At 63.0% G+C, this 15,473-nt stretch carries 10 protein-coding genes and 1 pseudogene; 6 read left to right on the top strand and 5 right to left on the bottom strand.

Annotation, left to right across the window (positions count from 1 at the left end):
* Positions 1-589: 589 nt before the first annotated feature.
* Positions 590-952: a nitrite reductase small subunit NirD gene (nirD, locus tag HCF10_RS15000; RefSeq protein ID WP_167655862.1), complete on the bottom strand. Its 363-nt coding sequence runs from the start codon at positions 950-952 to the stop codon at positions 590-592.
* The gene (gene nirB, locus HCF10_RS14995) at positions 952-3,495 is read right to left on the bottom strand and encodes a nitrite reductase large subunit NirB (RefSeq protein WP_167655861.1); all 2,544 of its coding nucleotides are present in this window, start codon (positions 3,493-3,495) and stop codon (positions 952-954) included. Before nirB ends, nirD begins: the two co-directional genes overlap by 1 nt.
* A 638-nt stretch (positions 3,496-4,133) precedes the next feature.
* Here nirB and HCF10_RS14990 point away from each other — a divergent pair.
* The 3 genes and pseudogenes from HCF10_RS14990 to HCF10_RS32045 all read left to right on the top strand — a co-directional run bounded on the left by HCF10_RS14990 (position 4,134) and on the right by HCF10_RS32045 (position 10,231).
* On the top strand, positions 4,134-8,141 hold the full coding sequence (locus tag HCF10_RS14990) for a bifunctional nitrate reductase/sulfite reductase flavoprotein subunit alpha (protein ID WP_167655860.1): 4,008 nt from the start codon (positions 4,134-4,136) through the stop codon (positions 8,139-8,141).
* Positions 8,142-8,278: 137 nt separating this feature from the next.
* Positions 8,279-9,376: pseudogene (locus HCF10_RS32050) on the top strand (cache domain-containing protein); the annotation flags it as partial.
* Positions 9,377-9,463: 87 nt separating this feature from the next.
* Positions 9,464-10,231, top strand: coding sequence for a methyl-accepting chemotaxis protein (locus HCF10_RS32045; RefSeq protein WP_370737674.1), 768 nt, complete (start codon positions 9,464-9,466; stop codon positions 10,229-10,231).
* 77 nt (positions 10,232-10,308) lie between these two features.
* Here HCF10_RS32045 and HCF10_RS14980 read toward each other — a convergent pair whose 3' ends face one another.
* Together HCF10_RS14980 and HCF10_RS14975 are read right to left on the bottom strand one after the other, a co-directional pair.
* Positions 10,309-11,088: a nucleotidyltransferase domain-containing protein gene (locus HCF10_RS14980; protein ID WP_167655858.1), complete on the bottom strand. Its 780-nt coding sequence runs from the start codon at positions 11,086-11,088 to the stop codon at positions 10,309-10,311.
* A complete protein-coding gene (locus tag HCF10_RS14975; RefSeq protein ID WP_167655857.1) occupies positions 11,085-11,564 on the bottom strand; it encodes an AAA family ATPase in 480 nt (159 codons plus the stop codon). The genes HCF10_RS14980 and HCF10_RS14975 overlap by 4 nt, the downstream gene beginning before the upstream one ends.
* 157 nt (positions 11,565-11,721) lie before the next feature.
* On the opposite strand from HCF10_RS14975, the gene HCF10_RS14970 reads away from it, so the two are divergent.
* A complete protein-coding gene (locus HCF10_RS14970; RefSeq protein ID WP_053138898.1) occupies positions 11,722-12,135 on the top strand; it encodes a DUF2231 domain-containing protein in 414 nt (137 codons plus the stop codon).
* Positions 12,132-13,424, top strand: coding sequence for a PQQ-dependent sugar dehydrogenase (locus HCF10_RS14965; protein ID WP_145337594.1), 1,293 nt, complete (start codon positions 12,132-12,134; stop codon positions 13,422-13,424). Before HCF10_RS14970 ends, HCF10_RS14965 begins: the two co-directional genes overlap by 4 nt.
* A gap of 30 nt (positions 13,425-13,454) precedes the next feature.
* On the opposite strand, the gene HCF10_RS14960 is transcribed toward HCF10_RS14965, so the two are convergent.
* Positions 13,455-14,363, bottom strand: coding sequence for a LysR substrate-binding domain-containing protein (locus HCF10_RS14960; RefSeq protein WP_167655856.1), 909 nt, complete (start codon positions 14,361-14,363; stop codon positions 13,455-13,457).
* A 93-nt stretch (positions 14,364-14,456) separates the two neighbouring features.
* Here HCF10_RS14960 and HCF10_RS14955 point away from each other — a divergent pair, with 93 nt between their 5' ends.
* On the top strand, positions 14,457-15,434 hold the full coding sequence (locus tag HCF10_RS14955) for a DMT family transporter (RefSeq protein WP_167655855.1): 978 nt from the start codon (positions 14,457-14,459) through the stop codon (positions 15,432-15,434).
* Positions 15,435-15,473: the final 39 nt, after the last annotated feature.

The following is a 15,473-nucleotide window of genomic DNA, read 5'->3' as shown; positions in this document are numbered from 1 at the left end:
AAGCCCCCTCCCACATTCAGACCGAGGCGTGTCAGCCCACGCCTACTTCAACCACGCGACTTTTGGCAGTCGCCCATGCGACCGAAATCTGCCGGATGTAAACAGCTCAACTGTGGGAGGGGGCTTGCTCCCGATAGCGGAGTTTCAGTCAACAGATTCATTAGCTGATCCACCGTCATCGGGAGCAAGCCCCCTCCCACATTCAGACCGAGGCGTGTCAGCCTACGCCTACTTCAACCACGCGACTTTTGGCAGTCGCCCATGCGACCGAAATCTGCCGGATGTAAACAGCTCAACTGTGGAAGGGGGCTTGCTCCCGATAGCGGAGTGTCAGTCAACAGATTTATTAGCTGATCCACCGTCATCGGGAGCAAGCCCCCTCCCACGTTCAGACCGAGGCGTGTCAGCCCACGCCTACTTCAACCGCGCGACTTTTGGCAGTCGCCCATGCGACCGAAATCTGCCGGATGTAAACAGCTCAACTGTGGGAGGGGGCTTGCTCCCGATAGCGGAGTGTCAGTCAACTGATTTATTAGCTGATCCACCGTCATCGGGAGCAAGCCCCCTCCCACGTTCAGACCGAGGCGTGTCAGCCCAGACCTATTTCCACCACTCCAGCATTCAACCGCACCGGCCACACCCGCAAACGCTGATGCGGTGCCTCCAGGCATTGGCCGTCGTGCAAACGGTAATGCTGCTTGTAGATCGGTGCAGCCACCACCATGTCGCCCTTGATGCTGCCGACCAGCCCACGACCAATCACATTCGCACCGGATTCCGGGTCGTGGTTGTCGATGGCGTACAGCGTCTGGTCCTGGGCGCCGGGCAGGTAGAACAGCGCGACTTGGGCGCCGTCCAGCCACACCACCACGCCGGAATTACTCACCAGGTCGGTCTCGTTGCACACGCTTTTCCAGGTGGCAAGGTTGCGCTGCGTGTTGGACTGGCTCATCAGGCAAGCTCCTCGGTGACGGGAATCAGGTTGAGTTCGGCGGCCATGATCGGCCGACGCTGGCCGCGTTCCTGGACAAAGTGGATGTCCGGGTCGGGGCGTTTGTCGTTGACGAAGGTGCGGAAGCGCTTGAGTTTTTCCGGGTCCTTGAGGGCGTTGGCCCACTCGCATTCATAGCGGTCGACCACCAGTTGCATCTGCGCTTCAAGCTCGGCGCCCAGGCCCAGGCTGTCGTGCAGGATCACGTCCTTGAGAAAATCCAGGCCGCCTTCCAGGCTTTCGCGCCAGACCGAGGTGCGTTGCAACTTGTCGGCGGTGCGGATGTAGAACATCAGGAAGCGGTCGATGTACTGGATCAGCGTGGCGTCATCCAGGTCGGTGGCGAACAGTTCGGCGTGGCGTGGGCGCATGCCGCCGTTGCCGGCGATGTAGAGATTCCAGCCCTTCTCGGTGGCGATCACGCCCACGTCCTTGCTCTGCGCCTCGGCGCATTCGCGGGTGCAGCCGGACACCGCGAACTTGAGCTTGTGCGGCGAACGCAGGCCCTTGTAGCGGTCCTCGATCAGCAGCGCCATTTTCACGCTGTCCTGCACACCGTAGCGGCACCAGGTGCTGCCCACGCAGGACTTCACCGTGCGCGTGGACTTGCCGTAGGCGTGGCCGGTTTCAAACCCGGCCGCGATCAGCTCGGCCCAGATGTCCGGCAACTCGTGCAGTTGCGCACCAAACAGGTCAATACGCTGGCCGCCGGTGATCTTGGTGTAGAGGTCGTATTTCTTCGCCACTTCGCCAATCACGATCAGTTTGTCGGCAGTGATCTCGCCGCCCGGAATACGCGGCACCACCGAGTAGGTGCCGTTCTTCTGCATGTTGGCCATGAAGGTATCGTTGGTGTCCTGCAAAGGCACCAGGGACGCGTCCATGATCGGCTGGTTCCAGCACGAGGCCAGGATCGACCCCACCGCCGGTTTGCACACATCGCAGCCGGTGTGGCCGCGGCCATGCTTGGCCAGCAGTGCTTCAAACGTGAGCACCCCTTCCACACGCACCAGGGCATACAACTCCTGGCGGGTATAGGCGAAGTGTTCGCACAGGCTCTTGTCGACGCTGACGCCACGGGCAATCAGCTCGTGCTCGAACACCTGCTTGAGCAACCCGGCGCAGCCACCGCAACCGGTGCAGGCCTTGGTCTGCGATTTGAGCAGGCCGAGGTCGCTGCAACCGGCGTCGATGGCCGAGCAGATCGCACCCTTGTTGACGTTGTGGCACGAGCACACCGTGGCCGAGTCCGGCAAGGCGCCTGGGCCGAGGGTCGGTGCGCCGCTGGACGATGGCAGGATCAGGCTGGCCGGTTCGGCCGGCAGCGCGATGCTGTTCTGCATGTATTGCAGCAAGGTGTCGTAGTAGCTGTTGTCGCCGACCAGCACCGCGCCGATCACGTGTTTGCCGCTCGCATCCACCACCAGGCGCCGATAGCTGGCGGTCGCCTCGTCGATGAACTGGTAGCTGCGCGCACCCGGTGTATGGGCGTGGGCGTCGCCGATGGAGCCCACGTCCACGCCCAGCAGCTTGAGCTTGGTGGACATGTCGGCGCCGACAAACGGCTCAGCGGTGTGCTCGCACAACAGCGCGGCGACGCCACGGGCCATCTGGTAACCCGGCGCAACCAAGCCGAACAGACTGCCGTTCCAGGAGGCACATTCGCCAATCGCGTAGATATGCGGGTCGCAGCTCAAGCACTCGTCGTTGATCACCACGCCGCCGCGCGGGCCAATGTCCAGGCCGGCCTGGCGGGCCAGGGCGTCCTGGGCGCGGATACCGGCGGAGAACACGATCAGGTCGGTTTCAAGGAATTCGTCATTGGCAAAGTTCATGCGGTAGCGGTACTGCTCGCCGGCACTGATCGATTGAGTGGCGCGGGACAGATGCACACCGACGCCCAGCCGCTCGATCTGGGCCTTGAGCGCCAGACCGCCAAAATCGTCCAGCTGCACCGGCATCAGGCGCGGTGCGAACTCCACCACATGGGCTTCCAGGCCCAGGCTTTTCAGGGCGTTGGCGGCTTCCAGGCCGAGCAGGCCACCGCCCACCACCACACCACGGCGCGCATTGGCGGCAGCGGTGCGAATGGCGTCGAGGTCTTCAAGGGTGCGATACACCAGCCGCGAGTCGCCTTCAGCGCCCTCGATCGGCGGCACGAACGGATAGGAACCGGTGGCCAGCACCAGCTTGTCGTAGCCCACGCAGCCCTGGGCGGTGATCACTTCACAGCGTTCGCGGTCGATCTCCAGCACCGGTACACCCAGGTGCAGGGTGACACCCGGCGTCTGGTACAACGCGGCGTCGGACAACGCCAGCGACTCGGCATCGCGGCCGGTGAAGTATTCGGACAGATGCACGCGGTCATAGGCACGCATCGGCTCTTCGCTGAACACGTGCAGCCGGTAGTGATCCAACGCGCCGCGTTCGATCAGTTGCTCCACGCAATGGTGGCCGACCATGCCATTGCCGACGACGATCAGGGTTTTCATCTGTTTGTTCATATCAAGCACCCGACAACGTTCATCACGGTTTAAAAAGCAAAAAAAAACGCCTGAAACCTTACGGTTCCAGGCGTCTTTGCCTGTTCTTATGCGGGATCGGATCGGCGACTGCGCCGGATCTACCGCTTTATGCCCCTGTTGTCGATCGTCGTTGACCGAGGTGGGTTGAGGGGGAGCTTGCAGGGTCTGTGCCAATTGGCCGCAAGCGAGCACTCGCGGCGGCGACAGGCAATCAACTGCACAAAGCACACCCAATTTCGCCTCCAACTGGTGCGCCTTGCTTCAAAAAAGCGCACGTTCAAAGGATCACAAATGCTTCTATGGTGAGCGGGACTGTTGTGGCGAGCGGGCTTGCCCCGCGTTGGGTGGCGAAGCCGCCCCATTACTGCCACTGCTTGCTTCCTGTAAGGACTGAGGTGCCTGGGTTTGGGGCTGCTGCGCAGCCCAACGCGGGGCAAGCCCGCTCGCCACAATTAACCTGCGCTTAAGAAATTGGCGCGTGACTTGCTAGGAACACACACAGAGCAGTCAACGCTGATTGCCCATTCACGACAAAGGCGCCGTGCAATCCCCGTTTCCAACGGAGGGTTGCAGGGCGCTTTTTTGTTGGCGGGCAGAAAAAGTTTCGAGGGTTACGGATGGCAAACCAAAGCGTACGCAGTGTGTGTCCCTATTGTGGTGTGGGCTGCGGCATCATCATGCAGGTCGAGCACAACAAGGTGGTCAAGGTCATCGGCGACAAGGCCCACCCCACCAACTTCGGCCGCCTGTGCACCAAAGGCACCACCTGCGGGCAGGCCATCGCCGAGTCCGGGCGGATGGAGAACGCCTACCTGCGTGAGAAGCGTGACCACGACCCGGTGCGCATCGCCATGGACACCGCCATCAGCGAAACTGCCGGGCGACTGCGTGGCATCCTCGACAACCACGGGCCGGATGCGCTGTCCTTCTATGTGTCCGGGCAAATGTCCCTGGAAGCCCAATACCTGATCAACAAATTGGCCAAAGGCTTTGTGCGCACCAACAACGTCGAGTCGAACTCGCGGCTGTGCATGGCCAGCGCCGGCAGCGGCTACAAGCTGTCCCTCGGTTCCGACGGGCCGCCGGGCTCCTATGAAGACTTCGACCGCGCCGACCTGTTCTTCGTGATCGGCGCCAATATGGCCGACTGTCACCCGATCCTGTTCCTGCGCATGATGGATCGGGTCAAGGCCGGGGCGAAGCTGATCGTGGTCGACCCACGGCGCAGCGCCACGGCGGACAAGGCCGGCCTGTACCTGCCGATCAAACCCGGCACCGACCTCGCCCTGCTCAATGGCCTGTTGCACCTGCTGGTCAAAAAAGGCCACACCGACCCGGCCTTTATTGCCGCGTTCACCGAGGGCTGGGAGGCCATGCCCGGCTTCCTCGAGGACTACCCGCCGCACACGGTCGCCGACATCACCGGCCTGGCCGAAGCGGATATCCGCCAGGCCGCCGACTGGATCGGCCAAGCCGCCGAGTGGATGAGCTGCTGGACCATGGGCCTCAACCAAAGCACCCACGGCACCTGGAACACCAACGCCCTGTGCAACCTGCACCTGGCCACCGGCGCCATCTGCCGCCCCGGCAGCGGGCCGTTTTCCCTCACCGGCCAACCCAATGCCATGGGCGGCCGTGAGATGGGCTACATGGGCCCTGGCCTGCCGGGGCAACGCTCGGTGCTGGTGGAGGCCGACCGCGCATTTATCGAAGACCTCTGGCAGATCCCCGCAGGCAGCCTGCCGCGCCAGGTTGGCAGCGGCACCGTGGCGCTGTTCGAGCAGATGAGTGCCGGGCAGATCAAGGCCTGCTGGATCATCTGCACCAACCCGGTGGCCAGCGCGCCCAATCGCCGCAAGGTCATCGAAGGCCTGCAAGCCGCCGAACTGGTGATCACCCAGGATGCCTTCCTCGACACCGAGACCAACCGCTACGCCGACATTCTGCTGCCCGGCGCGCTGTGGGCCGAGGCCGAAGGGGTGATGATCAACTCCGAACGCAACCTGACCCTGATGCAAAAAGCCGTCGAACCACCGGGCGAGACCTTGCCCGACTGGCAAATCATCGCCAGGGTGGCCTGCGAGATGGGCTTTGCCGAAGCCTTCACCTATGCCAGCGCCGCCGAGGTCTTCGACGAGATCAAGCGCGCCTGGAACCCCAAGACCGGCTATGACATTCGCGGCGCCAGCCATGAACGGCTGCGCGAGCAACCGCTGCAATGGCCCTGCTCTTCAGACGCGGGCGCGGACCGCAACCCGATCCGCTACCTGGATACAGGCAAGCTCAGATTCGCCACCGAAAACGGCAAGGGCCAGTTCCTGGCACGCCCGCATAGGCCGCCGGCAGAGATGCCCGACGCAGCCTTCCCTTTCGTGCTCAACACCGGCCGTTTGCAGCACCAGTGGCACACCCTGACCAAGACCGGCAAGGTCGCCACGCTGAACAAACTCAACCCCGGCCCCTTCGTCGAACTGCACCCCGAAGACGCCGCCAGCCTGGGCATCAAGGACAAGGACCGCGTGGAGGTGCGCTCCCAACGCGGGCGTGCCGTACTGCCTGCGGTGGTCACCGACCGCGTGCGCCCGGGCAACTGTTTTGCGCCTTTCCACTGGAATGATGTATTTGGCGAAAACCTGGCGATCAACGCGGTGACCAACGACGCGGTCGATCCGATTTCCCTGCAACCCGAGTTCAAGTTCTGTGCCGTGGCCCTGGCCCGGGTCGAGTTGATCGATCACCAGTTTCTCGATAGACCGGCCACGAATGACCTTTCCCCCTTAGCAGAGGACCTCGCCATGTCGCGCCTCGACGCCTTCGCCGATATCGCCGGCCTCCGTAACGTGCCAGCGCCGCCACTGAGCGACAGCGAGCGTACTTACCTCGCAGGTTTCCTCAGCGGTCTGCGCTCCGACGCCGGGCGCCAGGCCGCCGGTGTACCGGTGATGCCAAGCCATGCGCCGCTGGCCAAGGACACCCGACTGTGGCTGGACGGTTTGCTCGGCGGGCTGTTCAGCCGTGCAGAAGCCAGCGCCGTCGCAGCACCGCCCTCCCCGGCCGTCACCCTGTTATGGGCCTCGCAGACCGGTAACGCTGAAGCCCTGGCCGAGCGATTCGCCAAGCGCCTGCGCGACGCCGGCATCAGCGTGGAACTCAGCGCCATGGCGGACTTCCCGCCCAGCAAACTGCTGAGCACGCAAAACCTGGCGCTGATCAGCAGCACTTTCGGCGACGGCGACCCGCCGGACAATGGCGAAGGTTTCTGGCACAGCCTCAGTACCGCCGAGATCCGCCTGGAGTCGCTGCGCTTTGCGGTACTGGCCCTGGGCGATCCGAATTACGACCAGTTCTGCAAACACGGCAAACGCCTTGACCAGCGCCTGCTGGAGCTGGGCGCGACCCGCCTGCTGGAGCGCGTGGATTGCGACACCGAATTCGAAGAACGCGCCTATGCCTGGCTGGCACAGCTGCAACAGACCCTCAACCCGGCCAAGCCCGCGACGCTCGCCCCACCCGCCACCCCGGCGGGCAAAACCAAGCTGCATGGCTCACGGCTGCTGCTCAACCGGCACCTGAACCCGCAGAGCACCCACAAGGAAACCCGCCAGTTCGCCCTGGACCTGACCGACTCCGGGCTGAGCTATGAAGCCGGTGATGCCCTGGGAGTGATGCCGCGCAACTGCCCGGAACTGGTCAGCGAACTGCTCGACCTGACGCGCCTGGATGCCAGTGCCTGCGTGAACATCGACACCTTCGGCGATGTACCGCTGCACCAGGCATTGACCCAGCGTTTCGAAATCGCTCGCCCCAGCAGCGACACTTTGGCCTTTATCGCTGAGCGCAGTGCCAACCCAGGCCTTAAACGCCTGCTGAGCCCTGAGCACAAGGCCCAACTGCAGGATTGGCTGTGGGGCCGGCAACTGGTGGATGTGCTGCACGAGTACCCCATCGATTGCTCGGCGGACGAACTGCTCGGCACCCTCAAGCGCCTGCAACCACGTTTGTATTCAATCGCCTCCAGCGCCAAAGCCTACCCGCAGGAAGTGCACCTCACCGTCGCTGCCGTGCGCTATGGCAAGCGCAAGGGCGTGTCCTCGACCTTCCTCGCCGACCGCGCCGCAGACAGTGAGGTGCCGTTGTTCGTGCAGCCGTCCAAACACTTCCGCACACCCGCCGACGGCGCTGTGCCGATGATCATGATCGGCCCCGGCACCGGCGTGGCGCCATTTCGCGCGTTTTTGCAGGAGCGTCGGGCTCTGGGGCATCAGGGCCGCAACTGGCTGTTCTTTGGCGAGCAGCACGCGGCCAGCGACTTCTATTACCAGGATGAACTGCAAGGCATGCAGCGCGACGGCCTGCTCACCCACCTGAGCCTGGCGTTCTCCCGCGACCAGGCGCAAAAGATCTACGTACAGGACCGCATCCGCGAACAAGGTGCCGAGCTGTGGCGCTGGCTGCAGGACGGCGCGCAGCTGTATATCTGCGGGGATGCCAGCCACATGGCCAAGGACGTCGACCAGGCGTTGCGCCAGGTCGCGCAAACCCACGGCGGGCTTGGCGTTGAGGGCGCGATGGAGTACTGGCGCCAGTTGAGCGAACAGAAGCGTTACCTGCGTGATGTCTACTGATTGGATACAGAACAATAAGCACTTTGTATTGTGTACAAAAAACCCTAAAGATTTACCAGCATGGGGCCGAAACAGCGGTGATAGCAAATCGCCGCGCTGTTTTTCCTGAGCCGACGATTTGACCACCCTCTGCGCTGATGGTCGTCTCGATGAAAATAAAAAATAAGCTGGTGCTGGCATTTGTCTCTGTAGCGTTTATTCCGGTAAGCCTGGTGGCCGTGATCTCCGTGATGAACACACGGACCCAGGCGGTGGATCAGTTTATCGACGGCAGCACCCGGGAAATCCGCCAGATCGATGGCAATATTCGCCAGTTCTTCGACGGCACGCTGCAGAACGTCGATCAAATGGCGACCGATCCTGTATACACCTCCGTGGCCACGCTGAAGAACTACCAGCCCGCCGACGCGCCCAGCCAGCCGATGCCGGCGGCGGCGCAAGACGTGATCAACCGCTTTGCGCGCTTTGGCGCCACGCACCCGGCCGCCGCCATCCTGTCCATCGGCCTGGAAGACGGTACCTACGTCAAATGGCCGGATGATCCGCAACTGGCCAAGTACGACCCACGCACACGCCCCTGGTACAAGGCCGCGATGGCCAGCCCCGGCAAGACCGTGCGCACGCCGGCTTACTACTACGACAAAGACGATGTGGCGCTGGTGGGCACTGCCCGGGCGTTGCTGGATAGCGCCGGCAAAGCCAAGGGCGTGTTCGTGGTCAGCGTGTCGCTGAAGAACCTCACCGAACTGGTCAAGAGCATCAAGCTCGGCGAAAGCGGCTACGTGATGCTGATCGAAGACGGCGTGGTGCTGGTCGACCCGCGCGACGCCGCCCACAGCTTCAAGCCGCTCAAGGACCTGGGTGCCGCCTATGCACACTTGGCCGAGACCTCCCAGGGCTCTACCGAAGTGGAAATCAACGGCGTGCGCTACATGGCCAACGTGTGGACCTCCCCCGGCCTGGGCTGGCGCTATATCGGCCTGATCGAACACCGCGAAGTCATGGCCGAAGCCACGCGCATGACCTACCTCACCGCCATCATCGTCGGCGTGCTGGTGTTGATATTCGGCGTACTCGCCGCGGCGTTTTCCAAAGTGATCGTCAAGCCTATCGGCCAGGTCAGCAGCGGTTTGCAGTCGATTGCCGAGGGTGAAGGCGACCTGCGCCACGCACTGCAGGTGCAGGGCAAGGATGAAACCGCCGAACTCGCCGGCTGGTTCAACAAGTTCCTCGCCGCGATTCGCCAATTAATCCAGCACATCGGCGCGGCCTCGACCAATTTGCACAACGCCTCCAAGGTCAACAGCGAAGTGGCGCACAACATGAACGAAGCCGCCGGGCGCCAGCGCGAGGCGGTGGAACTGGTGTCCACCGCATTCAACGAAATGGTCGCCACCGCCAACGAAGTCGCGCGCTCCTGCAGCAGCGCGGCAGAGTCGGCGGAGAACGGCCATCGCCGCGTGGCCGAGGGCAAACAACAGATCGAAGTCACCACCGATAACGTCAACCGCCTGGGCCGCCGCTTGACCGAGTCGTCCGACGCCATGGTTGAGCTGGAGGCCGGCAGCCGCAGCATTAACCAGATTATCGGCACCATCCGCGCGATTGCCGAACAGACCAACCTGCTTGCACTCAACGCCGCCATCGAGGCCGCCCGTGCCGGCGACCAGGGCCGTGGTTTTGCCGTGGTCGCCGACGAGGTGCGCGCGTTGGCCAAACGCACCTCCGACTCCACCGGCGAGATCGAGCACCTGCTCGGCACCCTGGAAAACAAGACCCAGGAAGTCACGCAAAAAATGGGCAGTTGCCTGGACCTGTCACGGGCCAGTGTGTCGTCCATCGAAAGCGCGCGCGACAGCTTTGAAGGCATCCAGCTGTCGGTCAACGAGATCCGCGACCAGAACCTGCAAATCTCCGCCGCCGCCGAGGAACAACACAGCGTGGCCGAAGAGATCAACCGGCATATCCAGCAGATCTACGACGAAGCGCGGCTGGTGGAAAGCCTGGCCAACTCGGCGCAGGACGATTCGGGGCGTCTGTCGAATCTGTCGGATGAGTTGAATGGCCTGGTGGGGCGCTTCAAGTCCTGATGATTGTCGCCATCTGATACCCATATAGGCGCAGACGGCCTCCCCAGCAACCGTCGAGCCTCGCCAGGGCTCGACAGCTACGCAGTGGCTGCGGGTGAAGCCATCCAGTCCAGAAAAGCTCGAAGCCGCGTGGTGAAGTTTTCCATCGTGGCGCCAGGGTTCCTGGCCTCAAAGAGAAAGAATGCGATGTGAGTGACCCGCTGCGGATACCCCCGGACGAACATCGCCACATGCTCTTCGAGGGTCTGCGGCCATGTCGACGCCTCTTTCGAGCGCAGTACATGAGTGGACCTGATCAGTTTGCGTGAAGCCTCGCGCTGCAAGCGAAGCCGCTGCATCTCGGTATCGGCGCACGCGATGCGCGTGAGGTAGGTGCTCAATACGGCATGGAAATCGCCATTTACCGCCAGCGCGATGTCACGGGACGGCCGAAACCGCTCGAAACGCACTGATAGATCTTCGCCCCACACACAGCGGCACTGGTGCTTGAGCCAGAAGCCCCAACTGTTGCGGTTTTCAGCCGCCAGCACCTGCGCCCGGTGACCGATATCGAAATCTATCTTGGTGATATGGGGATGCCGCTGCTCCAGTGCACAGCGGACTGCCTCCAAGCGCGCCAATAGATCCGCGGTTGCCGGCTCGCGCAGCACCAGGGTGAGATCGAGGTCAGAAGCACCCGCAGTGGCGTCGCCCCTTGCGACACTGCCATAGAGATAGATGCCGTCCAGGCCCAGGTCTTCCGTCGAGAGCGACGCACAGACATCCGCAAGCAATGGCTGGTATTCACGCTGCACGGGGGTGTCGGCGACGGTGAGGATAAATCCGTCCGCGTCGATGCCTGTAGAAAGGGTATTCATGGGCGATGCACCTCAATCACCAGCCCCTCCTCCTCACTCGGCACGCAGAAATGCTGGGTGATCAGCTCAAACTCGGCATCGGTCGCCGCAAAATCGTGGTCGCCCCGGGCATTGCGCGCACGCAGCCTCGCGCGGCAGGTGGCGTCGTCCAGTTCGAGGTAATGCAGGCGGTGCGGCACCTCGGCGGCTTGCGCCAGCCCCAGCAGCCATTCGCGATTGGCCAGGGTGTTGGCCGGAAAATCCAGCACCACGTTGACGCCGGACTCAAGCAGGCTGACCACCAGCGGCCCCACCACCCCGCGAATCCGCTGGGCACAGCGCAGGTAGTCGGCGATCGAGAGGATTTCACCGGCGTACAACTGGGCGAGCCAGGTGTCTTCGCTGAGCAGGATGGCTGCGTGTTCGGCCACCAGGGTCTTGGCCAGTGTTGACTTGCCCGAGGCGATCTTGCCGCACAGCAGGTGCAGGGTTGGCATGGGGACGGCTCCTTATGTCAGGCGTTGAGCATGCCAGCTTTCAGGCTGACGCTTAATATTTCGACACGAATTATGCTGAACTATCTGACACGTAAGGCGTTCATTTCCTATGCGCAGCCCCGACCAGGGGCGTTGTACAACAAGGAGCCGCCTTACCATGACAACCCTTCCCGCCTACCGATACACGCCGGGGCCGCTGCATGCGACCTTGCTGGCCGGCACCGTGCCGCTGTTTCTTGGTGCCTTGCTCAGCGACATTGCCTACACCCAGACCTACCAGATTCAATGGGCCAACTTTGCGTCCTGGTTGATTGCCGGTGCTCTGGTTTTCTGTGGGCTCGCGTTCCTGTTTGCGCTGGTCAACCTGCTTCGCGCCGAGCGCAAGGCGGGGCAACCCACGCGGTATGTCCTACTGCTGTTAGCCACCTGGGTATTAGGGCTGGTCAATGCCTTTCAACATGCCAAGGATGCCTACGCCTCAATGCCTGCCGGGCTGATCATGTCGGCCATCGTCTTGCTGCTGACACTGGCGGCCACCTGGACCGGCCTGCGCTCAGGAGGTGCCAAATGAAAACGTCCCACACCCTGAGCGTATTGAGCGCCGCGCTGTTGCTGAGCGCCTGCGGCGGCGAAGGTGACAAGACCCAGGCCCGTGGCCCCGACCCCAAGTTGCCGGAGCAGCAAAGCAGCCTGTTGCCGAGCATGAAGATCGCCGAGCCCACCCCGTGGGGCGATCAGAAACCCAAGGTGCCCGAAGGCTACAGCGTCACGGCCATCGCCACCGACCTCGCCATCCCGCGCCAGACCCTGGTGCTGCCCAACGGCGACATCCTCATCGCCGAAGGCCGTGGCGGCAGCGCAGCCAAGCTCAAGCCCAAGGATGTGATCGCCAGCCTGATCAAGGCCGAAGGCAACACCAAGGTCAAGGGCGGCAACCGCCTGACACTGCTGCGTGATGCCGACGGTGACGGCACCTACGAGTTGAAGACGGTGTTCGCCGACAACCTCAACGCGCCTTACGGCCTGGCGTTTGCCGACGGCAAGCTCTACGTGGCCAACCAGGATGCGCTGGTGCGTTTCGACTACACCGATGGCCAGACCAAGGCCAGCGGCGCGCCGGTCAAAGTCACCGACCTGCCGGCGCAGATTAACCATCACTGGACCAAATCCCTGGCGGTGAGTGCCGATGGGCGCCAGCTCTACGTGGGGATCGGTTCCAACAGCAACGTCACCGAACGTGGCATGGAAGTGGAAATCGACCGCGCCATGGTCTGGCAGATCGATGCCGCGACCGGCGCGCACAAACCTTACGCCACCGGCCTGCGCAACCCCACGGCGCTGACCATTCAACCCGACTCCGGGCAACTGTGGACGGTGGTCAACGAACGCGACGAACTGGGTCCCGACCTGGTGCCCGACTACCTGACCTCGGTGAAAGAAGGCGCGTTCTACGGCTGGCCCTACAGCTATTGGGGCCAGAACGTCGACCCGCGCGCGCAACCGCAGAACCCGGCCAAAGTCGCCGCCGCGATCAAGCCGGATTACAGCCTCGGTTCCCACGTGGCCGCACTCGGCGTGGATTTCTCCATCCCGGCCATGGGCGAGCAATTTGCCGACGGCGTATTCGTCGGCGAGCACGGCAGCTGGAACCGCGACAATCCTGTGGGCTACAAGGTGATCTTCGTGCCGTTCAGCAATGGCAAGCCATCCGGTGAGCCGATAGATTTCGCCAGCGGTTTTCGCGGTGACGACGGCAAGACCCGTGGGCGCCCGGTGGGGGTGACGGTCGACCCGAAAGGCGCGCTGATCATCGCCGATGACCTGGCCAATACCGTGTGGCGGGTGACGCGTAACCCATAGCGGCACATGACAGGGGCGGTGTCGCCCCTGTCAGCCCTCATCCTGCAATTGCACCTCCAGCCAGTCGAGCAATGCCGTGATCTCGGCTCGACTGCCTCCTCCCTGCTGCCTATACACCGAAATGGCCTCCGGCAAATGCACGCTCTCGGTACAGGGCCTGACCAGCGCCCCCGTTTCAATCAACTTGGTCGCGGTACGCCGCCAGCCCATGGCAACACCGTGCCCCTCCACCGCAGCCTGCAACATCAGCGGGTAACTGTCGAAGGTGACTCCACGCGTATCCCCGGCCACGGCCTGGCCGAATACCTGCAACCAGCGGTCCCACTCCATCAAGTGCGGAGGATGGGAGCTGTGGTGCAACAAGGTGCACGCCTGCAACCCCGCGAGCGACAGCGGTGGTTTCGTGCCCAGATAGCCGGGGCTGCACACCGGGAACACTTCGTCAGCCGCGGTGAACATCAGCGGATGGGCGCCACTGGCGCGCCCGGTACTTTGCAAGGCCACGTCGAAATGGTCGGTGAACTCGGTCAGGGGGCGGGTGGAGGTCACCACCTGGATTTCGATATGCGGGTATTGCTGGTGGAACGTCGACAGGCGCGGCATCAGCCAATAAAACGCTTCGCACAACTGGCACAGCAGCACCACGCGATGACTGTGCGGTGACACCCGCAGGCTGGCGGCACTTTCACTGATGCTGCGCAGCGCCTCGCCGACCACCCTGCCCAGTTCCCGCCCCTCTTGGGTCAGGAACACCGCTCGGTTGCGCCGACTGAAAAGCTTCACGCCCAGGTTGTCTTCCAGCCCGCGAATCTGGCGGCTGATGGCGGCCTGGGTGATGTGCAGCTCATCGGCAGCCTTGGAGAAACTGCCCAGGCGTGCCGCTGCTTCAAACGGCAACAGACTGGCCAGGGGCGGTAGGGTCTTGCCGAGTGTATTCATAATCTGAGGTTATATATCCAGGGCCGAGAACTCGTTTGTAGCACACCCACCCGACTGGGCACCATGGATCCATTACCTGAATGGATGCCCCAGATGAACGCTGCACAGACCTCTATTGCCGCCGGCGTACTGCTCGCGGTTGTTGCGACATTGGGCTGGGCGTTGAACTTCATCACGCCCTACGTCACCGGCGACTACAGCCTCTATGACTTGATGGCCGTACGATTTCTGGTCGCCGGCATATTGGGTGTCATGGGGGTGATCCTATGCCGGGCACAGTTGCACATGCTCGGGCCCGGCCAGCGATGCCTCGCCGCAGCGCTCGGGGCGTTGGGGTGCCTGGGCTACGGCGTGTGCATCGCCGCAGGCGTGATGTTCGGCGGGCCGGTCATGACCCCGGCGTTTGTCGGCACGGTGCCGGTGTTGTTGGCCCTGGTGGGTAACGCCAGCACCAGGACCGTGCCGTGGCGCCGGCTGGCAGCCCCCTTGTCATGCCTGACGGTGGGCCTCTTGCTGTCGAACATCAGCAGCGTTCATCAACCTTCATTGGATACAAACGCCTGGTGGGCGGGGCTGTTTTTTTCCCTGAGTGCAGTTGCCCTCTGGTTGTGGTTCAGCGTGATCAACCAACGGCAACTGACACACCTTGCGGCGCAGGCAACCGGCCTTTGGACCGCACTGATGATGGTGGGCAGCGGTGTCGCCACCCTGTGCCTGCTGCCGTTCATCCATGAGCTTGGCGTGTTCAAGCTGCCGACGCTCGGCTTCGGCCTTTCCCAGGCAGGCCCGCTCTATGCCTGGAGCCTGGTGATCGCGGTGATGTCCACCATGGTCGGCGCCTGGGCCTGGAACGCCGCGACCCGACGCCTGCCGATGGTACTGAGCGGCCAATTGATCGCCCTCGAATCACTCTTCGCCACCCTGCTCGGCCTGTGGTTTCACGGGCGGTGGCCCACGCTCATGGAAGCCGCGGGCCTGGGCGCGGTGCTGATCAGCGTGGTCATGGCGATTCGGATCATATTGACGAACCCTCGGGCGACGGCCTGCCCGAACCCCAACAGCAGCCACTGACCGACGGAAGAGGAGCCCACCTTGAGTTTCGGCCAGCAA

This window comes from Pseudomonas sp. B14(2022), assembly GCF_012030485.1.
GTDB lineage: Bacteria > Pseudomonadota > Gammaproteobacteria > Pseudomonadales > Pseudomonadaceae > Aquipseudomonas.
Note: the sequence above shows the minus strand (reverse complement) of the source record. Positions and strands in the feature narration are given on the sequence as shown.

What these genes read in the sequence shown, in the direction of transcription:
- nirD (WP_167655862.1), bottom strand. Translation starts at nt 952, where the DNA reads ATGAGCCAGTCCAACACGCAGCGCAACCTTGCCACCTGGAAAAGCGTG.
- nirB (WP_167655861.1), bottom strand. Translation starts at nt 3,495, where the DNA reads ATGAACAAACAGATGAAAACCCTGATCGTCGTCGGCAATGGCATGGTC.
- HCF10_RS14990 (WP_167655860.1), top strand. Translation starts at nt 4,134, where the DNA reads ATGGCAAACCAAAGCGTACGCAGTGTGTGTCCCTATTGTGGTGTGGGC.
- HCF10_RS32045 (WP_370737674.1), top strand. Translation starts at nt 9,464, where the DNA reads ATGAACGAAGCCGCCGGGCGCCAGCGCGAGGCGGTGGAACTGGTGTCC.
- HCF10_RS14980 (WP_167655858.1), bottom strand. Translation starts at nt 11,088, where the DNA reads ATGAATACCCTTTCTACAGGCATCGACGCGGACGGATTTATCCTCACC.
- HCF10_RS14975 (WP_167655857.1), bottom strand. Translation starts at nt 11,564, where the DNA reads ATGCCAACCCTGCACCTGCTGTGCGGCAAGATCGCCTCGGGCAAGTCA.
- HCF10_RS14970 (WP_053138898.1), top strand. Translation starts at nt 11,722, where the DNA reads ATGACAACCCTTCCCGCCTACCGATACACGCCGGGGCCGCTGCATGCG.
- HCF10_RS14965 (WP_145337594.1), top strand. Translation starts at nt 12,132, where the DNA reads ATGAAAACGTCCCACACCCTGAGCGTATTGAGCGCCGCGCTGTTGCTG.
- HCF10_RS14960 (WP_167655856.1), bottom strand. Translation starts at nt 14,363, where the DNA reads ATGAATACACTCGGCAAGACCCTACCGCCCCTGGCCAGTCTGTTGCCG.
- HCF10_RS14955 (WP_167655855.1), top strand. Translation starts at nt 14,457, where the DNA reads ATGAACGCTGCACAGACCTCTATTGCCGCCGGCGTACTGCTCGCGGTT.